Raw genomic sequence first — 23627 nt, forward strand, 5'->3', positions numbered from 1 at the left:
ACATTTAATTTCCCGTTCTTAACAAACGAAAGCACTTTTAGCAACTCTTTTACATCAAGCGAATCATCCGGGACCGCATCCTCCTGCGGCTTGGTAATTTTAAGGTCAAGTAGATCTTGTTCCATAGATCAATATTTTTGCAATAAGTAATATATTAGGTAATAAACTTTCAGTACACACCATCTCTAAAAACAGTATTTGCCGAAAAAGCAGTATATCTATTTTTAAACTAATTTCTTTATAAATGTATGGAAAACAGAAAACAAGAGTAGTAACGGTTTGTTTTAAAAAAAAATAAAAAACAAAATCAGAATAAACTTTAGCAATCACGAACCCCATTAAGCACAAAGCCGCCTTGCGAAAGTAGAGCGGCTTTGTACTTAATGGGGTGTGTTTATAGTTATTGTCTATCCGGATAAATTCGACCCATCAACAGATAAATTTAACCTGGTGTTCGAATAGAAAATAATACCGTGGCTTATTTGATCCTAGGGTACTGGGTAGTGAATAACGCCAACAAGGGTGAAAAGAGGCACTTCAACTAAGAGAACAGTTGAAGTACCTCTTTTTTAAGGAATTATTTATTAGTAACCTGTTGGCTCGGTTGCGCCGTTTAAGATCCAGGACAAATTGAATTTATGGTATTGAATAGACAGATTACCCGCCGTATTATTTTGATTGTATTCAATCAATGCGCCGGTCATCAGATCAGGTGTTTTACTGAGGCTGGTATAGCCGCCCAATATGCCGGTCCCATTTTGCGGGATACTTCTGCCGATAGGCCAAGTACCGCCTTCATCATAAGTGATACGTATATAAGGAACCCGGCGCTGTGTTTGACTGTTGGAGTTCAGAAAAAAGATACGGTTTGGTGCCGGCATATTATATCTGAAAATTGAGGCTTCGCAACGTGGGTCCGGCAAACTGGTATCATCTGTAAAGGCTTGAGTCCAGTTGCCTATTTGCCCGCTTGATACTTTACGGTAGTAAGAGTTGGTAGGCCGGTCATTACGCATTAAAGTACCGTTCTTTAATTCTGCAATAGTTGCCTCGCTATTACTACCACCGCCGGGTAATAAAGAATAATTCCAGGTAACGCCATTATCATCGCTATAAATATTCCTGCCAATTGCCGGAATGATCATACGGTTAATATTAGGAGTCTGTGTTTTTTGGATTCCTATCCCCGGGCCCATTCCATCCCATGCATAGTTGCTTGGTAAAAGTGTGGCGGTCATATCTACCGGCGCAGACCAGGCAGAACCATCCTGGGTAGCAGTACTATAGCACGCGTAAACGCGGCGCTGCCCCCAAGCATTAATCGGGCTCAGGCCACCGGCCCCGCCTTGACTGTGGTTCCTGTCATTCCAGGACATGAATAGCCAGATCTTTCCATCTACCTGGTTTACTACAAGGGTGGGATTGCCCCAGGTGTCCGTATCGCCTGCTGTGCCGCCGGCAACAATGCGTTGTGTGGTTTCCCAACTGCTGGCACCGCTCAATAGCCGGCGACATACCACGTCAATGTCGCCATAATCAGCAGAGCTGTTTTTCCTTCCCTCGCAAATAGCTAACATGGTACCTTTAGTGGTACGGATGAGTGATGGAATGCGATAACTGTGATAAGCCCCATCACCACCATTAAAAAGATTGGTGTAGTTATAGGTAAGGGTAGCAGCGCTGAAGCTTATACCGGCATCCGCTGTAGGAGCCAAGCCTACCGTGTTCTGGGTCGTTTTTTTGCACGAAAAAAAAATTAATGAAGTGCATAAAAAGGCAATAGTAGCATACAAAATCCCGGGACGTACCCGTGCAGAGAAGTTTTTTTTCATTTTTTTAGGATTTAAAGGTTAATAATTTGGCATGTGCAACAAGGCGTTGCTTAAACAAATATATAGTTATGTACTACATAATGACAAATTAATATTAAAATTATTTTTTTCAAATTCTTCAATGTCAGTAAGATGAAACCGCCATACTTATTATTGCGCGGTATTCGGGCAAGAAACTGGTCGGTCGGGATGCTAAATTTGCCGGCAATTGCGGCTGGCCGAGCTTTTAGGAGTCGGTAAGGACAAATAGAGTAATTTATGGCAGCGATAATTCCTATAGAATGCGCCGTAGGCTTATTAACTGCCTAATTAGAGTATAAATCAATGGATTAGGTTCTAAAATATTACTTGGCGTAGAGTGAGGGAGTACAATCGAACTCCTTGTACCATTTTTGACTTTTTTAGATGGTTTAGAAATATCCTAATCAGCCATTTACAAGTTAGAGTCCGTATAGCCGATAGCCGTTCATCATAGTCTACAAATCTATTGATGGATAATATGTTCCAGAATAAAAATTGAGAAAATTCATTTTTTAGCCTTATCTTTAAAATAGCAGTAATACTTTGTGGGAAGAAGCAAATGACAGCGTTCCAATTCAATCCAGTCACACCACATCCTTTACTAAGACCATACGTTGCGAAAATATGTGTGTTCGAAAGCAGCGGACGTCTTCCCGCTATGGAAAAAAAACTGATAGTGCCAAATGCAAATTTTAAATTAACGCTTACCTACCGTAACGGGATCATGGCCCGCATCGGGAACAAGGTCTTTATTCAAGGTGAAAATAGATTAAGCTTAACAGGCATAATCGATTCGCCAGTTATGCTTGATGTGGAGGAAGATGCGGAGACTGGCACCATAATCATTGAATTCAACCCACTCGGCGCGTATCGTTTTTTTCGTTTATCATACGCTGAGGTCAAAAATCAAATCGTCGAACTAGCGGACTTGATCGGCAACCAGGCAAAAGAACTCCGATCCCAACTTGCCGAGGCAAATTCTGTAACTCTGAAATTGCAGCTCCTACAAAATTTTCTGATCAAACAGTTGGAGAAAACGGTAGCTGACCCGATCTATGATTATTGTATCAATAGAATATTGGGTGCTGATGGTCTTCTGACTGTTACTCAACTGGAAAAGGAAACTGGTTATAGTTCGCGTTGGCTTCATTCAAAATTTTCGGAACATCTGGGTACAGGGCCAAAAAACCTTTCCGAAATAGTTCGATTCAAACAATTTTATCATGCGTATTCAACTGGTACCGAATTAAAAAAGTTAAAGGAACAAATTTACTATAACTACCACGACCAATCCCATTTCATCAGGGCATTTAAAAGGTTCACCGGATCTACCCCGACCGATCTTCAAAACAGCACGAACGAACTTAGTACTAAGAATTTTACTAGCTGAATTCCGATTTGTACAATACTTAAAGCTGCCATATACTGATCTTTGTTTAAAAAATAAATAAAATGGCAAAAAACGATTTTAAAAGCAGTATCTCTGCAAAAATCAGCGCGGGCGAGGCGATCAAAAAGATTAGCAATGTACCCGGGTGGTGGGGTGTGACCTTTAGCGGGAGCTCCGAAAAACAAAATGATCAATTTATAATAAAGATGGGTGGTGATTCATTCTTTAACTTTACAATAGCAGAATTAATTCCCGGTAAAAGGGTTGTTTGGTTAGTTACAGATTGCAATATGCCCTGGTATTCTGATAAAAAGGAGTGGGCTAACACTAAATTGATTTTTGATCTCACTGAGAATAATGACGTAACAGATCTGAGTTTTACGCATGAAGGGCTTACACCGGAAGTTGAGTGTTACAAGGACTGTGCACCAGGTTGGACACATTGGATCAAAACAAGTTTATTTTCTTATTTTACTACAGGGAAAGGCGTTTTCCGTGAGCCGACGATTTAACACTCACGAGGCGTTTTTAAAAATATAGTGAATGATGTTTCAAGGTGTTGGTTAAAAGATTTCGAAGGGCATAGCACAAAACTTAATGATGAATTTACTATCATGCACCCAGTGACATGCAAAGACTGTGGCTCTTCTAAATGAGGCTAATGGTAAATAATTAACTATTACTACATTTTCATTCCTGCCATATTTTCACCTCCATTTTTAAATATTGCTTCACTATTTAGAAGATAAGCACCATTTGTTACCACAATATCACCCTTGCTTAATCCTGAGGTAATGGTTTTATAGCTCTGATTCCCTGCACCTGTTGTGACCATTTTTGCTGAGAAACTGCCGTCTGTATTCTTGACCCATACTTTACTACCATTGCCATCGGTTAAAATAGCCGAAGCAGGTACAGCTAATGAACGGTTGCCAGTTTTAGCAATTGAGATATACGCCAGCATTCCCGGCCGTATCAATCCTTGTGGATTGGGAACACTCACCCGGATCAGGTCCACCTTAGAAGCATCCGACAGTTCGGGATTAACAAATCCTACCTTACCCTGAATAACCAGTCCGCCAATGTCAGGAAAGGCCACACTTAGGTGGTCGTTTTCTTTATAACTTCCCGATTCGTTGGCATAAAGCTGTGCTTGTACCCACAAACTGTTTAGGGCCTGGGTTTTCAATATAGGCATCCCTTCGGTAACATAATCGCCTTCATGTACGGCTATGTCGCTAACCGTTCCGCCAACCTTGCTTAAAACGGTTGTTGCTGCAGCTACTTTACCCGAAGCTGCTAAACTCCTGACCTGTGCAGGTGAAAGCCCCCATAACAGTAACTTGTTTTCGGCCGCGCTAATCAGTTGCTGGTAATCCACATCCGGATTATGCAGCGTTTTTTGTTGCTGTTTAGCCAGCAGGTATTCTTTTTCTGCTTCCTGTAAGTCATCGCTATAGATGGTAAAAACGGGCTGGCCTATTCTTATTTTTTCTCCAACTGTACGAACAAATAATTGCTGTATTCGCCCGGCTATTCTAGCGCTTAGTTCTCCTGTTTTATTGTCATCAACGGTTACTGTTCCTGTCAGTGTTTTTTCATCGCCCGTATTTTCTTCCCGAACAGTGTCCGTTTGTATGGCGGCAAGCTGAATCTGCGTAGCAGTTAGCGTTATTTTATCCGATGCTATATTTTGATCACCCGTCAGTTCTACTTTGATCAGTTTCATGCCACAGATAGGGCAATTACCGGGATGCTCCTCATGCACCTGCGGGTGCATGGAACAGGTGTAATAGGCTTTTTCTATTGTTTTTTTGACTCCCAATGCCTGCGGTTTTTGCTTGCACGCAACAAATAGCACGGTTATCAATAAAATAAGAACGGTATATTTTTTAGATTGCTTATTCATGGCCTTGGGTTTTAATGAAACTTTCACTATCAGTTAAATATTGGGCATTAGATGCCAGGCTGTCTGTTGCGGCTAACCCTTTGGTAATTTGGATTTCATTACCGTTTATTGACCCTATATTTACCTGATGTGTTTGATAAGACGAACCTTTTTTTAACCAAACAACCTGTGTATGCCCCAAATTAACCAATGCAGATCTCGGTATCCATAAACCTTTGATTTTTCCGGCTTGTATTTCGGCTTTTATCAGGCTATTTACTTTCAGATCATGGTTCATATTATCCAGATAAACCCGGATGCTGGTAGTTTTATCCCCGTCCTGTAAAACCGGTTCAATAAAGTTTATCTTGCCATGTATAACTCTACCCGGTATATCGGGCAGTATAATTTTAACCAACTGGTTTAATTTGATAGCGGAACCAGATGAGCGATCAATTTTAATGATGGCCCAAAGCATATGGGGGTTAACTACATTAAAAAGCGCTTGACCTTTTTCCACATACATACCTTCTTTAATAGCTAAAGGCCTATTGCTTGTAAAATCTGTGCTTGGGTTAGTTTCTGATGTTCCAGCCATCTGGCTATGCGCTACATCGTGTACATGGCCTTCATAAGGGCTATAAACAGGTATGTTGTAAAAAACCTTCCCCGTTTTGATTATCTGGTCAATTTGAGAGCCGGTCATTCCTAATAAAGACAGCTTTTGCCTGGCCGCGTTGATTAGGGCAGTTTCCTGCGATGAATTTTTGCTGATAAAGATCAGGTCCTGTTGCGCCGTAACAATCTCCGGGCTATAGATATCAAAAATATGCTGTCCTGCGTGGATTTCCTGGAAAGCGTATTTAATGTATAACTTTTCGATACGGCCAGAAAATCGGGACGCGATATTATTAAATGTACGCGTATCAAAATCCAGATACCCTTGTGCTGATATCGTTTGAGATACTTCCTTTTGTTCCGGCATTATGGCATTGACATTAGACAATACAGTGGAATTTATAGGCTGTAAAACTGTGTTTAAACTAATGCCTGCGCCTTCGCTGGCCTGCCCGGATTTCTTCACAAGTGTCATCCCGCAAATAGGACAGCTACCCGGATGATCCTCTAAAATTTGCGGATGCATTGGACAGGTATATTGTACAACACTTTTGGCAACTACCTCTGGAGGCGCCTGTTTAGGATTAGAACAGGCGCTAATGAGCGCGGCGATGCCAAACAAGGCTACCAGATATATCTTAATTCCTTTCATTTTCTTTTTCATAAGCCACCTGTAAGGTTAATAATTCCTGTAAGCGGTCTAAAGCCGCCATTCTCGCCATTTGCAGATCCCTAATGCCATTCAATACAGTAGGTAGGTCGCCCGTATTCTGATCATAAGCCTGCAGGGCTGTTTTATAACTATTTTGCAAGGCAGGAATAATGTTTTGCTGATAGTTGATTATCTGTCTTTTCTTGCTGCCCATGTCAGTTCTTAAACCTGCCAACTGGCCTGCGGCCTGGTTTAGCATATCCAATCTTTTTTGTTGCAGTTCCTGCACTTCATATTGAATGCCTTTCAGATTGGCCTTATATTCTTTAGAAGCCCAGGGTACGATAGGTATCGTAACCGATGCCATTAGAATATATTGATTGGCCATGCCCCCGTAGCTAAACATATGCCCGGCCTGCACGCCAAAATCCGGCTTACGTTTGCTATATTCCATTTGAGCATTCAATTGCTGCAAATAGATACTTTGGCTTATCCCTTTAATGTCACTACGACTCCCGGCCAGGCTGGCAGTATCAGTTGTCGCGCTTGCGTAATCTTTTAATATTAAATTCGTATCAACCGTAAAAGCGGTTTGTTTGTCCCGGTTCATCAGGGTATTCAGCGCAATATTCTTTTGATTGATCTCATTGTTTAACTGTTCGCGGGTATTATCCAGTTCAAACAAGTCTGCTTTAGCTTTATAGATATTACTCAATTTTTCCTTACCATAGGTTAGCCTGATGTTCGCATCCTTGAGCATATAATCCAACAATCCTTGTGTGTTTTGTAATAAAGCCAGTTTCTTTTCCAGCATCACGCGCTCATAATAGTATTGTTTTGCCTGGCTGGTCAACTGATTTTTCAGGTAATCCTTATCTGTTGCTGTCACTGTTGCTTGCCCTTTTAGGTAATTTTCCTTTGCCTTTAACTTGGCGGGGTTGGTAAACATTTGTTCTGCTTGTAACATAAATGAACCGCCATTGGGGTTTAGTTGATAAGGCACCTGATACTGGCCCGCGCTAATTTTTGGCGCATCCAAACTTTTAGCACCCAATGCGTAGGCTTCCTGTGCATGCGCTTTAGCGTCAAAAGCCTGCAAGGCGGGGTTAGCTGCAACTCTATTTAAAACAGTATCCAACGGTAGGCGCTGTGCATTTGCACAACTTGCAGTAAACATCAATCCGGTTAATATGATCTGATATCTTTTCATTATTCTTTTACCTCCAATACTTCCAGTTTGCCGTATTTCTTTAATTCGTATTCCTTCACCATTAAAAAGATCAATGGGGTAACCAGTAAAATATGTGTGGAGGATGTTAATACCCCGCCGATCATCGGCAATACAATTGGCAGCATTACATCACTGCCTGTACCGGTGGACCATAGTATAGGCACTAAACCAAATAATGCCACGCAAACCGTCATCAATTTGGGTCTTAGTCGTTTAACCGCCCCATTAATTACATATTCATGCAAGTCTGCACGGGTGATCGTTTCTTTGGAGTTTCCCTTAAGCGCAACCAGTTGCTGCATAGCATCGTTCAGATAGATCACCATTACAATTCCCGTTTCTACCGCTATCCCAAACAGGGCGATAAAGCCAACGGCTACCGCGACAGATAAATGCACACCAAAAAAGTAAACCATATAAGCACCGCCTATCAGCGCAAATGGGATACTTATCAGACTAAAAAATGCTTCGCGAATAGAATGAAAAGCAAAATACAGGCAGGCGAAAATGATTATCAACACCACAGGCATAATCATTTTTAAGGTATGCTCCGCCCGGATCAGGTTTTCATATTGACCACTCCATTCTATATAATAGCCTTTTGGGAGTGTTTTAACGAGGTTATTAAGTTTATCCTGCGCTTCCTTAACCGTACTTCCCAGATCACGGTCACGTACATTAAACAAGACCGTTCCTCTTAACAACGCGTTTTCAGACTGGATCATGGCAGGGCCATTGCTGATCTTAATATCAGCCACGGCGGATAAAGGAATCGGACCGTTGCCGGAAGTTTGTACTAAAGTACGTTTAATCGCCTCCAGGTTACTGCGGTAGTCTTGCGCCAGGCGTGCATTGACACTAAATCGTTGCCTGCCCTCCACAGTCGTTGTTAAATTCATCCCGCCCAATGCACTTTCCACTACTTCATTCACATCGTCTACGCTGAGGCCATACCGGCCAATGGCCTCTTTGTTTACCTGTATGTCTAGGTATTTGCCTCCTGTAATTGGGTCAACATATAGGTCCTTAACACCGTTTGTCCCAATCAGTGCCTGTTTCATTTGATTAGATAAACTATTGATCGTATCCAGGTTCTGCCCATAAACCTTCAATCCCACGTCCGTACGAATACCCGTAGATAACATATTAATGCGATTAATGATGGGCTGTGTCCAGCCATTCACCACGCCCGGTATTTGCAGTTTGGCATTAAGTTCATTAATGATATCTTCCTTTTTTAGCCCCTTTCGCCATTCGTCTTTTGGCTTTAACAGTATAATGGTTTCGGTCATACTTATGGGTGAGTTGTCTGTGGCGGTATTAGCGCGTCCCACTTTTCCTAAAACGCTTTTTACTTCGGGCACACTTTTAATGATCTTGTCCTGTATCTGCAACAACTGTTTGGCCTGGGCGTTAGATACATCAGGTTGGGTAACCGGCATAAACAGGATGGTACCTTCATCAAGCGGCGGCATAAATTCAGTGCCCAGGCTAAGTAGCAACGGTATACTTATCAACAAGGCAAGAAGGTTAATACCGATAGTGGTTTTACGCCAGGTCATACACCAGTTTAATAAAGGGTGATAAATTTTTTCCAATCTCCGGTTCAGTGGATTGTGGTTATCTGGTCTCAACTTTCCCCTAAGGAAAAAGGAAATGAGTACAGGCGCAAGTGTTACCGCCAGGATAGCATCAATAGCTAAAATAAAAGACTTTGTCCAGGCTAATGGCCCAAATAATTTACCTTCTTGTCCCTCCAGTAAAAATACCGGGAGGAATGAAGCGACAATGATGAGTGTTGAGAAAAACACGCCACGGCCAACCTGTTTGCAGGATGCCTCTATGATTTTTATTCGTTCTGCTGTGGTCATGATCTTTCCTTTTCTTGTGCAATGGATAAATTGCGATGTGAATTTTCTACCATCACTATACCGTTATCTACAATAACCCCGATAGCCAAAGCGATACCTGTTAATGACATAATATTCGAGCTGATGCCAAAGGCATTGAGTAGAATAAAACTTGCAGTTATGGTAATCGGTATCTGGATAATGATACTTAATGCGCTACGCCAGCTAAACAAGAACAGGATGACGATAATGGATACAGTGATCATTTCCTCGAACAGCGTATGCTTAACCGAATTGACTGCGCTTTCGATCAGTTCACTACGGTCATAGGCAATGTTAAAACCCACACCGGCCGGCAAGCCTTTTTGAATGTCCGCCATTTTATCCTTCACAGCATGTATCACTTTATCGGCATTCTCACCATAGCGCATCACTACAATGCCTCCAACGGCCTCGCCGTTTCCATTCCGGTCAAAAATCCCCAGGCGTTCGTCTCCGCCCATTTGCACGGCAGCAATATCTTTTATTTTTACCGGTATGGTATTGATGACACCAACCGGAATGTTTTCTACATCGGTAATGCTTTTGATATAGCCAAGTCCGCGTACAATATAACCGGTGCCGTTCATTTCAAACTTACGCCCGCCCACATCATTGTTGTTACTTTTGATGGATTTGAGCACTTGTGATAACGAAATGTTATAATAGTTGAGTTTATGTGGATCTATAGTAACCTGGTATTGTTTTTCAAAGCCGCCAAAAGAGGCTACTTCGCTTACACCAGAAACTGTTTGTAGTCCCAATTTGATATACCAGTCTTGCAGGGCTCGTTGTTCTCCCAGATCCATGCCTTTGGCATCCAGTGTGTACCACAAAATATGACCTACACCTGTACCATCCGGTCCTAATGTTGGCGTTGTACCTTGAGGTAAAAGTCGCTGTGCATAATTCAGTCTTTCCAATACACGGCTTCTTGCCCAGTATACATCGGCTTTATCTTCAAAAACAATGTACACAAAGCTCATCCCGAACATAGAGGTAGCCTGGATTGCTTTTACTTTTGGGATGCCTTGCAGATTACTCACCAACGGATAAGTCACCTGGTCTTCAATGATCTGCGGGCTGCGGCCCTGCCATTCGGTAAATACGATCACCTGGTTATCAGACAGGTCGGGTATGGCATCAATGGGATTCTCTCTCACCGAATAAGCGCCCCATGTAAACAGGGCGATAGCAATAAGCAGTACGATATACCTGTTTTTTAAAGACAGGCTAATAAGTTGATTAATCATCTTAATTGCTTTAATCGGCTCTCAGCTATTTGGCTGAGAGCCGAAATGAATTACATTTTCATTTTTGCTACCGGTTTCTTTTTGGCATCAACTTTTTTAACCAGCGTCATCCCACATTTCGGGCACTTGCCGGGTTTGTCGCTAATCACTTCCGGATGCATGGTGCAGGTATATCGCACTTTAGCAGGTTTAACATTTTTGTTTTTTATGGTATCCGATAACGGGTGGGTACTATTGGCAGCAAAAACGGTTGCGACAGAAAAAAGGATGGTAACAGCCATCAGCATTAATTTTTTCATGAGATTAAAATTAAAAATGAATAAAATAGCATAGGCAAAACCTATACGTGATTATGAATTAAGATGAATTACGAGGGAGGTATAGCCGGGTACAGAAAGTACGGCTACAGGAAAATGCAGGTCAGATCCTGTAAGTACAGTTAAGGGTGTAAATTGGTATAGCCAGATTGCCCGGTGGGGCATTGCTTTGATAACCGACAATTAAAGCATGTTCTTTAACAGGGATAATAGCATCCCAAACGGCCAAGGTAGGTAGGATGACAGGTGATAACTCGCTAAAAGTAAATGAATAGCTGCTGACATGCGTATCTTTCACCTTAAAGCTTTGCCGTTCATTCTTGCAGCAATTATTGTCTTTACCGGCCTGTTTGTTGGCGTTATCATCAGCACCATAAAATAAGGTGGTAGATGCTAGCTTACCGCAGCAGTAAAAACGGTTTACCCCGATACCCACGCAGGATAACAAATAAATGGCCGTTAATAAGATAAGCGCGGAGCGTTTCATTTATCTAAGATACTTAATTAATTCTAAAAACCTTACAACACAACAATCAAACAAAGGTGCTAAATAAAAATTAGAAATAGAATGATACTGGTCACAGACCTGACACATATATCTTTTTTGTGATTATCCTGGTGGCGCTGTTCATTGGCTACTAACTGGGGCGGTAGCTGCGCCGCGATTGTCCCGGTGCTTTTCTCAACATTTTCAATTATCATTAAGCGTATTAGAACTGACGGGATATTGAACCTGCCGGGCTTTAAACTCATCGTTATTAAACCGTATTAAGCTATTTGTAATTAGTTGATATGCAGCATTTTGCGAAAAATATATTTTTGCATTTAAGCTAATCTATTTTACATTTACCACCATCAATTAAATTTTACAAGCCTATTTTATCGCTATCAATTTATGAAAAGAACTATTATTTCATCACTTGTCGTTTGCAGTTCGTTATACGCTGCGGCACAAAAGCCATTAAGCACAGTAACGATATATACCACCGCTAAGGGAGCGGCTGCGCATTTTGCATCATCCGGACCCATAGCATTAACCAAAAAACCGCAGCCGGTTGAAACAGAGCTGGCCGTGTTTGTTGATCCGGGTAAAACGTTTCAAACCATGGTAGGTATTGGCGGCGCCCTTACCGATGCAGCTGCCGAAACCTTTTATAAGCTGCCGGCAGCTAAACAAAAAGAATTGCTTACGGCCTATTACAGCAAAGACAAGGGCATTGGCTATACGTTTGCCCGCACTAATATCCAAAGTTGTGATTTTTCGAGCGATACCTATAGCTACGTGGCCGACAACGATCCGCTATTAAAAACATTCAATATCAGCCATGATAAAAAATATCGTATTCCTTTTATAAAAGAGGCTTACAAAGCCGCGGGCGGCAAATTGGATATGTTTGTTAGCCCCTGGAGCCCGCCAGCCTGGATGAAGGATAATAACAATGTGATAAACGGCGGTAAGCTAAAACCCGAGTTTGACCAAAGCTGGGCCAACTTTTATGTTAAGTTTATTAAGGCTTATGAGCAGGAAGGCATAAAAATATGGGGCCTTACTGTACAAAACGAGCCCATGGCCAAACAAAGATGGGAGTCATGTATATATACCGCCGAAGAGGAACGTGATTTTGTAAAGAACTATTTAGGGCCCACACTTCAAAAGCAAGGCTTGGGTAATAAAAAACTGATCGTTTGGGATCACAACCGCGATTTGCTTTACCAGCGTGCCAGCACGATGTTGGAAGATCCGGCCGCGGCAAAATATGTTTGGGGCATAGGCTTTCACTGGTATGAAACCTGGACCGGAGCAGGTATGGCGTTTGAAAATACGCGCCGTGTGGCAGAGGCTTTTCCTTCTAAACACCTGGTGTTTACCGAAGGCTGTATAGAGAAATTTGATTTTAACCGATTGGATGACTGGGCGCTCGGCGAGAAGTACGGCACATCAATGATCAATGATTTTAACGCTGGCACCGTTGCATGGACAGATTGGAACGTATTGTTGGATGAGAAGGGTGGGCCCAACCATGTTGGCAACTTTTGCTTCGCGCCCGTACATGCTGATACCCGCAATGGCAGCCTGATATACACTAACGAGTATTATTATATAGGCCATTTCTCTAAATTTATTAAGCCGGGCGCCAAACGCATTGTAAGCGCCGCCAGCCGAGATAAATTATTAACCACAGCTTACCTTAACCCCGATGGTAAAATTGCCGTAGTGGTGATGAACAGTACCGATAATGAAATACCATACACGTTATGGATTAAAGGGAAAGGTACTACAACAAATAGCCCTGCCCATTCTATCGAAACCTTAGTTATCAATTAACCTGACCAATAATGAAACATAACCAATTTTTAAGGTGCTGTGGCACTGCGCTATGCACATTACTACTTTCGACAGCCACACATAGCCAAGGCTTTTTAAAGGCCAAAGGAAGGTTAATTGTTGATGGGAAAGGTAATAAAGTTATCCTGCGGGGTATGGGCCTGGGTGGGTGGATGCTCCAGGAAGGCTATATGTTTAGGTTAGCCAACCTGGGGCAGCAGCATAACATCAGGCAGCGCATTGAAGAAGTGGCGGGACCTGATTATACAGCAAAGTTTTACGATAAATGGTTAAATAACCATACCCGTAAAATAGATATCGACTCGATGGCTGCGTGGGGATTTAATTCGATAAGGCTACCTATGCATTACCAGTTATATACTTTGCCGGTTGATAAAGAACCCGTTGAAGGGCAAAATACCTGGGTTGAAAAAGGTTTTACAATGACCGACAGTTTAGTAAAATGGTGCAAAGCCGCCCATATTTATTTAATACTCGACTTGCATGCAACACCCGGCGGCCAGGGTAATGACCTTCCTATATCAGACCGTTACCCGGATAAACCTTCGTTATGGGAGAGTAAAGCAAGCCAAGAAAAGATGATCGCTTTATGGCGGAAGCTGGCTGCGCGATACGCCAACGAAACTGCCATTGGCGGTTATGATGTTATTAACGAACCCAACTGGGGTTTTGAAAATGCCGAAGATAAGCGGGGCACAGCCGAAAGTAAAAACGAACCGCTACGCGCTTTGATGGTAGATATTACCAAAGCCATTCGCGAGGTTGATAAAAACCATCTAATAATTATTGAGGGTAATGGTTTCGGCAACAATTACCACGGTATCTTCCCGGTGTGGGATGATAATATTGCAGTGAGTTTTCATAAATATGGAAATTTCAATACTACAGAAGCAATTCAAAATTTCTTAACACTGGGTCGGCAAAACAACGTGCCCTTGTGGCTGGGCGAATCGGGCGAAAACTCAAACACCTGGTTTACAGAAGCCATAAAACTGGTAGAGAGCAACGACATAGGTTGGTGCTGGTGGCAACTTAAAAAAATGGGAATAAACAACCCTCTTGAAATAAAATTTACACCGGCTTATAAAAAACTGGTGGACTACTGGAGCGGCCGGGGGACAAAACCATCGCAAACTGAGGCCATAGCAACGTTAGACGAACTTTTAGAAAATATAAAGCTCGAAAATAATAGCTACCATAAAGATGTTATCGATGCTATGTTCAGGCAGGTGCGTTTAGCAACAGCAGTCCCCTTTAAAAAGAATACAATCGGTGCCAATACTACCATTAACGCCGTTGATTATGATATGGGCAGCCAGCGCATTGCTTATTTTGATAAGGACACAGCCAGCTACCAGTACACACCAGGAGTAAAAACAATTGGCAATCGCGGCCACGCTTATCGTAATGATGGTGTTGATATAGAGGCGGATGACAATGGCTATCATGTTTTTAATATCGAGGATGGTGAGTGGCTGCAATACACCACAAAGGTTGCACAAAAAGGTACCTATACGGTTAAACTATTAGTATTAACCGATACCGGTAAAGGAAAGATATCTTTAGCTTTGGGAGATAAATTGCTACCGCCAGTTTGGTTAACTAATTATACCAAAGGGTGGTATACGGTCGACATTAAAAACGTAGCTTTAAATAAAGGCTTAAATAAAATTAAGGTGGCGGCGGATGAAGGTGGCTTTAATTTTAAATCTATACAGTTTATAAAAAATTGATGTTGTTATGAAAAGAATTTGCTGTAGCATTTTAGTTGTGATCATATATGTTTTTCAAACAGGCTTCTCAGCACAAAAGCAAAAAGAAACTGAAGCTATAGACATAAAAAAAGAAGCTGCGGCACTGCTTAAAAAACAAATATTAGCCAATGCGGCATGGGCCTTACAACAACAACCGATTACTATAACAGCAAGCCATTCGCCACGTAGCGCGGGTGGTTTGCATGATTTTTTTTCGGAAGCAGATTATTTCTGGCCCGACCCCGCAAATCCTGATGGGCCGTACATTAATCGGGATGGATTAACCAACCCGGATAATTTTTTGGAGCACAGAAAAGCAATGGTTAAGCTAAGTAAGATCATAGGCGCGCTTGCATCGGCTTATAAAATAACGGGCGATGAAAAGTATGTGAAGCAAGCACTAATACACTTAAACGCATGGTTTGTAAACCCCGAAACCATGATGAACCCTAATTTGCTTTATGCACAGGCCGTTAAAGGTAAGTTTACGGGGCGTAATTACGGTATTATTGATTCTATCCATTTAATGGAGGTAGCCCAGGGTATATTGGTTATGGAGGCCGCAAGATCATTTGACAAACAATCAGCAATAAATATTAAAAAATGGTTTGCCGGGTATATCAATTGGTTAAACACTAGCAAACCCGGTATGCAGGAAAGGGATGTTAAAAATAATCATGCTACCTGCTGGGCCATGCAGGTAGCTGCGTTTGCCAAACTTTGTGAGGATAAGGTTATGCTGGACTCTTTACGGATACGTTATAAGACAATATTGCTGCCTAATCAGATGGCTGTTGATGGTAGTTTTCCATTAGAATTGGCGCGTACCAAGCCTTATGGTTATTCTATCTTTAATTTAGACGCTATGACAATGCTGTGCCAGATCCTGTCAACACAAACGGATGATCTATGGAGTTATGAAACGCCCGACGGCAAATCTCTTAAAAAAGGCATTGCATACCTATATCCATATATTGCCGATAAAAGTAAGTGGCAACTAAAACCCGATGTAATGTATTGGGAAAACTGGCCGGTTGCCCAACCTTTTTTACTATTTGGGGCAAATGCTTACAAGCAGGATAATTGGTTCAAGACATGGGCTAAATTAGATCATGACCCGCAAGTGGAAGAAGTTATCAGGAACCTGCCAATTCGCAACCCGCTTATTTGGTTGTAATTTAATTATGATGCGGCGCCTGTAGTTTATGCACCTCTTTATGGGTGGGATGATGATCCATAACCAGCTTGCTCCAACCTTTGTTATCATTTTTTCGCACATCTTTCTTATGATCATCCATCACCTTTTTTATGCGGATAGCATACTGCCAGCAGGTGCTTTGCCTTATGCCAATTTTTTCTGATAGTTGGTAGGATGAGATGGCACCCTTAGTTGTGTACATCAAGTACACAATATAAAAAGCTTTATTTATGGGGATCCGGTTATTCTGGAAAATAGTATTAAACAGCACCGATTCCTCGTAATTACACTTAGTACACCGGCGGCTGTATGGCGCACGGCCAGCGTGATAATTTACATTGGCACATTTTATACAAGAAAACCCGTTATCCCACTTTAAATGAGCTAAAAATTTATTGCAGCTCTCCTGATCGGGATATTTAGCGCTAAATTCCTCAAACGACAGTTCGGTCGAAAGTGCTCTTGCATCATTAACCTTTTCAATATTATGCTTAAGTTCTGTATTGTCTTGTTCAAGCAATACATTCATCATGGATATTTCTGCAGCCTGTTTTTCCAGTTGCTCATTTATATATAATAACTCCTTGTTCTGCTGCTCAATAAATTGCGCCTGTTCAAATATTTGCTTTGATTTATTAATTGCTTCCTGTGTTCTCTCTTCCACCTTAATTTCAAGTTCCTGATTTAAAGTATCTTTCAAGCTACTATTAATGGCCATTTGCTTTATGGTAGCGTCCATAGCCGCTTCCTTTTCGCGCCTGAATAAACGCACCTGGTCGCCAATAGCGAATGATAGGAAGGTCATTTCTAAAATGAAGCTAAACCCTAAACTATAAAAACCTATTACGCCCGATACCCCCTGGAAAAACCCAAGTACACTAATAGCCTTGCATATAAAGCCAAGAAACAGGAAGGTATAACCTAATACAAAAAACCTTGCAGGTTTAAAGCCGCTGTTCCTGATAATTATACCAGTCATAAACGCCAGCGATAGCGGTATAAACTCTATGAATTTATATATGAAATACCGGTGGGCAAAAAGGCAAAAAATAAAGTATAGCGTCCTGAATAATATGGTATAATTAATAAGGCGGTATAGCTTATTATTTAGGCTGCGCACACGTAAAAGATCGCGGGTAAATAACAAGGCAAATAAACTTACCAAATATAGAGCGGTGCCATAAGCATATTCATTCCAGTTGGGGGCATTGGGCCATATATATTGAAATGCAATACCATCTGTACACATTTCATAAAGTCCCACACTTAAAATATACAGCACATAAAATAAGTACGACCGTTTCTTAACTGCTATAAACATCAATAGGTTATGGAAACCAAATATCAGGATCATGCCATAGAAAATACCATAGGTTAGGTATTCTGTAAGCGCATAATATATAAAATGGCTTATTTTGCGGTAAACAACTATTACGTTTACCTGGTTCTGCGATTGTATTTTTATATAATAAACGCGCTCACCTTTATCCCTGTTATATATCGGGAACTCAAAGTTTTTATGCCGGAACAACCTGTTGCCAAAGGCCATTGCAGCCCCTTCGGTTGTTTGAACATAGCGGCCATTTGTATCTGGTTGGTATACTGTGATATGATCTGTAGTTTGATCATAAAATTCAAATATCGAACTGTTAAGATCTAATGGTTGGGTAAATTTTACTTTAATCTTATACCAATAAGTAGCATTCAGGTTGTGATTTGTTGGATAAAAATCGCTGTTTATTTTAAACCGATGGTAGATGCTGTCGGCCCTAATATCATTTATTGTTAGCTTGTTCGATCTATCCTCAAGGTATTGAAACTCGTTGGCAGAAAATATGTATTGCTTGTGTGTATTATCCAGTTCTACCGGCTTCTGTGAAAATACAGGCGCAGCAAAAACACTTAAAAGAAGGGCAAAAACAAATCCTCTTTGCATTTAATACGTAAAAAATGATCAGCTAATTGGTTTATAAGCGAGCTATCGTTTTAAGAAAATAGAATTCTTAAAAAAGCCTGACGTAAATCTACAATAAATCTATCAAATAGCCTGTCAATAGAAAATAAAATAAGGGGAAAATGGCCAATTGTAACATTTATGGGACAAAAAATTATAGCAAAAACATTTTTTTTCATGTCGACTGAAACGTATTAACAAGCCTGCCGATAATTACGTAAAAACACATAAACATACTTGAAATATATTTTTTCCATTAGTGCATAAACCGTATTAAATATTTTGTAATATTTTAATTATCAGGCATTTATGTAATATTTTATTGTTTTTTTAATATTACTTTATATAAATTTGACCTAACAAAACAACACGGCATCTCCTATGTTGCCGGTTAAGTAACCAATTAATACCGTTAATAAAAATGTACACACAAACTGCTTATGGCTGACACGCCTATTATTTTTTTCGCCGAATTTTTTAGTCTGTCGGATAGCCAAAAAGTAAATCTTAACAATTAAAAAACTTAATTATGACAAGAAAATTTCCTTTATTTATTTTAATGCTTTTTACATGTATTAATATTGCATTAGCACAGAATACCACTGTAAAAGGTAAAGTTAGCGACAGCAAAGGCGAGGCATTACCGGGTGTAACGGTTAAAGTGCAAAATATGCAAAGTGTAACAACAACTGACGCAAATGGTAATTACAGTATCAATATACCACCAAATGCTACCTTAATATTCTCGTATATAGGCTTTGCTGCACAAACCGTACAAGTAGGTAGCAGTAATTTATTAAATGTAACCTTAACGGTTAGAGAGAACGATCTTAATGAAGTAGTGGTGGTGGGTTATGGTACGCAAAAGAAAAGTTTGGTTACCGGGTCGATCTCAAGTGTTAGTGCTAAAGATTTGGAAAATATGCCTATCAACCGTGTCGAGCAAGCTTTACAGGGCCGTGCATCTGGTATAAACGTTTCGGCTGCATCTGGTTTACCAGGAGCTTCATCAACAGTGCGTATACGTGGATATACTTCGTTCTCAGGAAGTGCCAATAATGACCCTTTATGGGTTATTGATGGTGTAATAGTAGACAACGGTGGCATAGGTTATCTTAATGAGGCCGATATTGAATCTATCGAAGTTTTAAAAGATGCTGCATCGCAAGCAATTTATGGTACACGTGCAGCTAACGGTGTAATTTTAATCACAACTAAGAAAGGTAAAGCAGGCCATCTGCAAGTAGATTACAATGGTTACTTTGGTACGCAAAGCACAGCTAAGAGACTTGATTTGTTAAATGCCACGCAGTATGCAACTATCAGAAATGAGTCTTTTATGAATACTGTTTCATACCAGGCCGCTGCTACTAAACCAGCCTTGCCTTTTCCTAACGTGGCGGCATTAACTAACAGTACAGATTGGCAGTCATTGGTATTCTCATCAGCCCCTATACAAAATCATCAGGTTAGTATAAGCGGCGGCGGCGATAAATCGACTTTTTTCACCTCATTTGGCTATTTAGATCAAAAAGGTATTGTAGCGAAACCTATTTCAGCCTATAAACGCATTAATGTGCGTTTAAACTCCACTTATAATTTGGCTAAGTGGCTAACGGTAGGAGAGAATTTAGGTTATGATTTTGCAAAGACACAATCTAATGGAGGTAATTACAATACAGAATTTGGCGGCACACTTAGTGATGCTGTCAATCTTGACCCTATAACACCCGCATATCAAACAGACCCTGCTATACTTGCCGCATCTCCATACACCAATATAAACGTGGGCCATGACGCTAATGGAAATGTGTTTGGTATTTCGCCATATGTTGGCCAGGAAATATCTAATCCATTGGCATACATTCAAACCAAATTGGGTAATTACAATTGGGAGCATAACATAGTAGGTAACGCTTTTGTAGAGATAAGCCCAGTTAGGGGACTAAAGTTTAGGTCGAGTTTAGGTACAAAATTAGCTTTCTACGGTAGCGAAAATTACACCCCATTGTATTATTTCACTTCATCCAGCATAGGTAGTAAACAAACGTTTGCACGTTCAATGACTACCGGCCTGGCTTATAACTTTGAAAACACAGCAATTTACCAGCGAACTATTGATAGACACAATATATCTGTATTGGTGGGTCAAGGTATATATATGGATAATGATACTAAGAACGTTAACGTTTCATTCGCAAACGTGATAGCAACAAACTTTGATCAAGGTAATTTGAACTATAAACCAGTTGCCGGTGATATAACGGGTAATGGCAGTGATGGTACCGAACATAGAATCACATCACTATTTGCGCGTTTAAATTATGATTATGACGAAAAATATCTGGCAACAGGTACTATCCGCCGCGATGGTTCTTCAAGATTTGGTTCTAATAATCAATTTGGCGTGTTCCCATCGTTCTCTTTAGGATGGGTGCCTTCGTTAGAGAAGTTCTGGCCTAAGAATGAAGTAGTTAATTTCTTAAAATTTAAAGGCGGTTACGGTGTAACCGGTAATGATGCGGGTATAGGTGATTTTGCTTTTAACGCAACAGTAGGTGGCGGACGGAATTATACCTTCGGTACAGGCAATTCAAGTGTTGTAGGTTTTAGTCCTAATGCCCCACAAAATGCAGATTTAAAATGGGAGCAAACCCAATCTACAGATATTGGTTTTGATGCGATATTATTCAATAACTTTAACTTAAACATTGATTTGTTTACCAAGAAAACAGTGGGTGTATTACAATCACCCGCAGTGCCGGGCTACCTTGGTTATTTTGGTAACCCTGCTGCTAATTACGGTACTTCGCAAAACCGCGGTATTGATATTGAGTTGGGTTATCATAACAGAATTGGCAATTGGTCGTTCGGGGCTAATGGCAACGTATCGTTCTTACAAAATAAAATTCTTTTTATATCCCCCGGAATTTTATTCACAGAAAACTTAGCTGCCAGTTTCCAGACAATGGGTAATATTTCACGTTCAATCGTTGGCAACTCATACAATGCATTTTACGGATACCAAATGTTAGGTATATTCCAAAGCCAAGCCGAGGTTGATAGTTATGTCGGCCCGGGCGGAACTAAATTACAACCTAATGCAAAACCAGGTGATATTAAATATGCTAACCTAAACGACGATAACGTAATTGATGGAAACGACCGCACTGTAATAGGCAATCCAATCCCTAAAGTTACTTATGGGTTAACTATTAACGTGGCTTACAAAAGTTTTGACTTTATTGCATTTGGAAATGGTGTAGGCGGCAATTCTCTATTCCAGGGATTACGCCGTTTAGATGTTACCAATGCCAACTATCAAACAACGATTTTAGATAGATGGACCCCTTCAAATCCATCTACAACTAACCCACGTTTAGCTGACGATGATCCGAATGGTAACTATACTAAATTCAGTAAGATCTATTTACAAAGCGGAAATTACTTTAGGTTAAAAACAATGCAACTTGGCTACACGTTACCAAAAACTGTAACCCAAAAAATTGGTATAAACAAGCTGCGTGTATATGCCAGTGCATTAAACTTATTTACGCTTACAAAATATACCGGTTATGATCCTGAAGTTGGAAATGGCGGAGCAGGCGGCGGTGGCGTATTAGGTATTGATAAAGGCAATTACCCTCAGGCACGTACATTTATGCTTGGGCTAAATCTTGGATTTTAAAAAACTTAAATAAAATGAAAACGACAAACAAAATTAAATTAATTCTAGTCCTGTGTGCAGGAGTGCAATTAATGGTGTCATGCAAGAAGTATCTTGCAGTAAATCCTGAAGAACGAATCCTGGAATCTGCTTATTACACTACTCAGCCTCAGGCATTTTCCAGTCTAACCACAGTTTATGATATGGTGGGAAACCAGTCGAGTGGATATTTAACTAAAACAGATATTATGAACGTTGCATCTGACGACCATTTTGCAGGCGGCGCTAACTCATCCGATATTGGTGATTTGCAATCTGTAGCTAAATACTCTTATACGCCATCGGCTCAGAGTGGAGCCGTAAGTTACTTGTGGAATAAAGGTTTCACAGGGGTATATCGTGCAAATGTGTTTCTAAAACACGTTGTCAATACCCCAATGGATGCCACCTTAAAAGCAAGATATATAGCCGAAGCTAAGTTGTTAAGGGCATATTTTTATTTTGATCTGGTGCGTTTTTTTAAAAACATACCATTAACGTTAGAACCAATTGATCCATCTGCAATTTATACCATTACCCAAGTTCCTCCTGCTACTGTTTACAAGCAAATTATTCAGGATCTTAAAGATGCGCAGGCTAGTTTACCTACTACAGCTCCGGCTACAAGCGAAGGCGGCCGCGTTACATTAGGGGTTGACCATGCTTTATTAGCCCGTGTTTACATGTGGCAAAAAGATTACACCAACGCACTTTCAGAACTTGCTTTAGTAAACGGTTCTGCACCCGGTGTATCAGCAAGTGCGTATGGCTATAAACTAATTCCAAATTTTGGTGACCTTTGGAAGATAAACAACAAATTCAATTCCGAGTCAATTTTTGAAATTGTATTTAATTCAACTTCAAACGGATCATGGAACAGTGTAGGAGGTACTGAAGGAAACTTAGAATGTATTTTGGTTGGACCGCGTAACTACACCCCATTAAAATCAACAGCACCTGATTATGTTTCAGGATGGAGTGGTCAGCCCTTCACAGATGATTTTTGGAATTTGGTACATTACGATCCACGTAATGCTGCTACTGTTGCCAATTGCGATAGTTTGGAAGCCAATGGCATCATTACTTACTTACATGCCTACCAAAATACAGGCCACTTCATAGAAAAATTTGCTGGCCGTACATCTACAAAGGCTTCAACCGGCCAGTTAGAGTTAAACTTCCCGGTTGATATGTATGAAATACGTTTAGCCGACATGTACCTGTTAGAAGCAGAGGCACAATTAGCCAGTGGCGCGGGTGTGGGTGCCGGAAGCCGCGGATATGTTTTACTAAACGCAGTTAGAGCACGCATAGGATTAGGACCAATAGCGGTTACGTTAGATAATATTAAAAAAGAAAGACGTTTAGAGCTTGCCGGCGAAGGACAACGCTGGTTAGATCTTGTTCGTTGGGGCGATGCAGGTACTGTTTTAACATCAAAAGGATTTGTTACGGGTAAAAATGAAATTTTCCCTATCCCACAAAGCGAGTTAAACAATACTAAGCTTCAGCAAAGTAAGGAATGGGGTGGTTCCCTTTAATTGGTAAACTAAATTGGTTTATTATTACTCATCAGA

16 protein-coding genes are annotated in these 23627 nt (G+C 40.7%); 7 read left to right on the forward strand and 9 right to left on the reverse strand.

The annotated features are described in order from the left end of the window. Positions 1-584 precede the first annotated feature (584 nt). Complete coding sequence (locus JWQ34_RS04355) at positions 585-1832, reverse strand: sialidase family protein (RefSeq protein WP_299354429.1); 1248 nt, start codon at positions 1830-1832, stop codon at positions 585-587. A 580-nt stretch (positions 1833-2412) separates the two neighbouring features. On the opposite strand from JWQ34_RS04355, the gene JWQ34_RS04360 reads away from it, so the two are divergent. Together JWQ34_RS04360 and JWQ34_RS04365 are read left to right on the forward strand one after the other, a co-directional pair. Next, positions 2413-3243: a helix-turn-helix domain-containing protein gene (locus tag JWQ34_RS04360; RefSeq protein WP_367278592.1), complete on the forward strand. Its 831-nt coding sequence runs from the start codon at positions 2413-2415 to the stop codon at positions 3241-3243. Between the two features lie 62 nt (positions 3244-3305). Next, a complete protein-coding gene (locus JWQ34_RS04365) occupies positions 3306-3755 on the forward strand; it encodes an SRPBCC domain-containing protein (RefSeq protein WP_299354434.1) in 450 nt (149 codons plus the stop codon). Between the two features lie 170 nt (positions 3756-3925). On the opposite strand, the gene JWQ34_RS04370 is transcribed toward JWQ34_RS04365, so the two are convergent. The 7 genes from JWQ34_RS04370 to JWQ34_RS04400 form a co-directional block, all read right to left on the reverse strand. Continuing rightward, positions 3926-5152: an efflux RND transporter periplasmic adaptor subunit gene (locus JWQ34_RS04370; protein ID WP_299354437.1), complete on the reverse strand. Its 1227-nt coding sequence runs from the start codon at positions 5150-5152 to the stop codon at positions 3926-3928. After that, complete coding sequence (locus JWQ34_RS04375; protein WP_299354440.1) at positions 5145-6413, reverse strand: HlyD family efflux transporter periplasmic adaptor subunit; 1269 nt, start codon at positions 6411-6413, stop codon at positions 5145-5147. Before JWQ34_RS04375 ends, JWQ34_RS04370 begins: the two co-directional genes overlap by 8 nt. Then, on the reverse strand, positions 6388-7611 hold the full coding sequence (locus tag JWQ34_RS04380; RefSeq protein ID WP_299354443.1) for a TolC family protein: 1224 nt from the start codon (positions 7609-7611) through the stop codon (positions 6388-6390). The genes JWQ34_RS04375 and JWQ34_RS04380 overlap by 26 nt, the downstream gene beginning before the upstream one ends. Next, the gene (locus JWQ34_RS04385; RefSeq protein WP_299354446.1) at positions 7611-9503 is read right to left on the reverse strand and encodes an efflux RND transporter permease subunit; all 1893 of its coding nucleotides are present in this window, start codon (positions 9501-9503) and stop codon (positions 7611-7613) included. The genes JWQ34_RS04380 and JWQ34_RS04385 overlap by 1 nt, the downstream gene beginning before the upstream one ends. After that, positions 9500-10774: an efflux RND transporter permease subunit gene (locus tag JWQ34_RS04390; RefSeq protein WP_299354449.1), complete on the reverse strand. Its 1275-nt coding sequence runs from the start codon at positions 10772-10774 to the stop codon at positions 9500-9502. Before JWQ34_RS04390 ends, JWQ34_RS04385 begins: the two co-directional genes overlap by 4 nt. A 50-nt stretch (positions 10775-10824) precedes the next feature. Beyond that, positions 10825-11073: a heavy metal-binding domain-containing protein gene (locus JWQ34_RS04395; protein WP_299354452.1), complete on the reverse strand. Its 249-nt coding sequence runs from the start codon at positions 11071-11073 to the stop codon at positions 10825-10827. 121 nt (positions 11074-11194) lie between these two features. Next, positions 11195-11578, reverse strand: a complete 384-nt coding sequence (locus tag JWQ34_RS04400; RefSeq protein WP_299354455.1) for a hypothetical protein — start codon at positions 11576-11578, stop codon at positions 11195-11197. 408 nt (positions 11579-11986) lie between these two features. On the opposite strand from JWQ34_RS04400, the gene JWQ34_RS04405 reads away from it, so the two are divergent. The 3 genes from JWQ34_RS04405 to JWQ34_RS04415 are packed head-to-tail and all read left to right on the forward strand — an operon-like array spanning position 11987 to position 16369. Further along, on the forward strand, positions 11987-13417 hold the full coding sequence (locus JWQ34_RS04405) for a glycoside hydrolase family 30 protein (RefSeq protein ID WP_299354458.1): 1431 nt from the start codon (positions 11987-11989) through the stop codon (positions 13415-13417). An 11-nt stretch (positions 13418-13428) separates the two neighbouring features. Then, positions 13429-15171, forward strand: coding sequence for a cellulase family glycosylhydrolase (locus JWQ34_RS04410; RefSeq protein ID WP_299354460.1), 1743 nt, complete (start codon positions 13429-13431; stop codon positions 15169-15171). 7 nt (positions 15172-15178) lie between these two features. Further along, positions 15179-16369, forward strand: a complete 1191-nt coding sequence (locus tag JWQ34_RS04415) for an alginate lyase family protein (protein WP_299354463.1) — start codon at positions 15179-15181, stop codon at positions 16367-16369. A 1-nt stretch (position 16370) separates the two neighbouring features. Here the strand turns inward: JWQ34_RS04415 and JWQ34_RS04420 are convergent, their stop codons facing one another. After that, positions 16371-18326, reverse strand: a complete 1956-nt coding sequence (locus JWQ34_RS04420; protein WP_299354467.1) for a 7TM diverse intracellular signaling domain-containing protein — start codon at positions 18324-18326, stop codon at positions 16371-16373. A 547-nt stretch (positions 18327-18873) separates the two neighbouring features. Here JWQ34_RS04420 and JWQ34_RS04425 point away from each other — a divergent pair. Further along, positions 18874-22032, forward strand: a complete 3159-nt coding sequence (locus tag JWQ34_RS04425; protein ID WP_299354469.1) for a TonB-dependent receptor — start codon at positions 18874-18876, stop codon at positions 22030-22032. Positions 22033-22046: 14 nt separating this feature from the next. After that, positions 22047-23591 carry a RagB/SusD family nutrient uptake outer membrane protein gene (locus JWQ34_RS04430; RefSeq protein ID WP_299354472.1) on the forward strand — a complete coding sequence of 515 codons (1545 nt, stop codon included), beginning with the start codon at positions 22047-22049 and terminating at the stop codon, positions 23589-23591. Positions 23592-23627: the final 36 nt, after the last annotated feature.

The sequence above is a fragment of the Mucilaginibacter sp. genome (genome assembly GCF_028288185.1).
Classification (GTDB): Bacteria; Bacteroidota; Bacteroidia; order Sphingobacteriales; family Sphingobacteriaceae; genus Mucilaginibacter.

What these genes read in the sequence shown, in the direction of transcription:
- JWQ34_RS04355 (WP_299354429.1), bottom strand. Translation starts at nt 1,832, where the DNA reads ATGAAAAAAAACTTCTCTGCACGGGTACGTCCCGGGATTTTGTATGCT.
- JWQ34_RS04360 (WP_367278592.1), top strand. Translation starts at nt 2,413, where the DNA reads ATGACAGCGTTCCAATTCAATCCAGTCACACCACATCCTTTACTAAGA.
- JWQ34_RS04365 (WP_299354434.1), top strand. Translation starts at nt 3,306, where the DNA reads ATGGCAAAAAACGATTTTAAAAGCAGTATCTCTGCAAAAATCAGCGCG.
- JWQ34_RS04370 (WP_299354437.1), bottom strand. Translation starts at nt 5,152, where the DNA reads ATGAATAAGCAATCTAAAAAATATACCGTTCTTATTTTATTGATAACC.
- JWQ34_RS04375 (WP_299354440.1), bottom strand. Translation starts at nt 6,413, where the DNA reads ATGAAAAAGAAAATGAAAGGAATTAAGATATATCTGGTAGCCTTGTTT.
- JWQ34_RS04380 (WP_299354443.1), bottom strand. Translation starts at nt 7,611, where the DNA reads ATGAAAAGATATCAGATCATATTAACCGGATTGATGTTTACTGCAAGT.
- JWQ34_RS04385 (WP_299354446.1), bottom strand. Translation starts at nt 9,503, where the DNA reads ATGACCACAGCAGAACGAATAAAAATCATAGAGGCATCCTGCAAACAG.
- JWQ34_RS04390 (WP_299354449.1), bottom strand. Translation starts at nt 10,774, where the DNA reads ATGATTAATCAACTTATTAGCCTGTCTTTAAAAAACAGGTATATCGTA.
- JWQ34_RS04395 (WP_299354452.1), bottom strand. Translation starts at nt 11,073, where the DNA reads ATGAAAAAATTAATGCTGATGGCTGTTACCATCCTTTTTTCTGTCGCA.
- JWQ34_RS04400 (WP_299354455.1), bottom strand. Translation starts at nt 11,578, where the DNA reads ATGAAACGCTCCGCGCTTATCTTATTAACGGCCATTTATTTGTTATCC.
- JWQ34_RS04405 (WP_299354458.1), top strand. Translation starts at nt 11,987, where the DNA reads ATGAAAAGAACTATTATTTCATCACTTGTCGTTTGCAGTTCGTTATAC.
- JWQ34_RS04410 (WP_299354460.1), top strand. Translation starts at nt 13,429, where the DNA reads ATGAAACATAACCAATTTTTAAGGTGCTGTGGCACTGCGCTATGCACA.
- JWQ34_RS04415 (WP_299354463.1), top strand. Translation starts at nt 15,179, where the DNA reads ATGAAAAGAATTTGCTGTAGCATTTTAGTTGTGATCATATATGTTTTT.
- JWQ34_RS04420 (WP_299354467.1), bottom strand. Translation starts at nt 18,326, where the DNA reads ATGCAAAGAGGATTTGTTTTTGCCCTTCTTTTAAGTGTTTTTGCTGCG.
- JWQ34_RS04425 (WP_299354469.1), top strand. Translation starts at nt 18,874, where the DNA reads ATGACAAGAAAATTTCCTTTATTTATTTTAATGCTTTTTACATGTATT.
- JWQ34_RS04430 (WP_299354472.1), top strand. Translation starts at nt 22,047, where the DNA reads ATGAAAACGACAAACAAAATTAAATTAATTCTAGTCCTGTGTGCAGGA.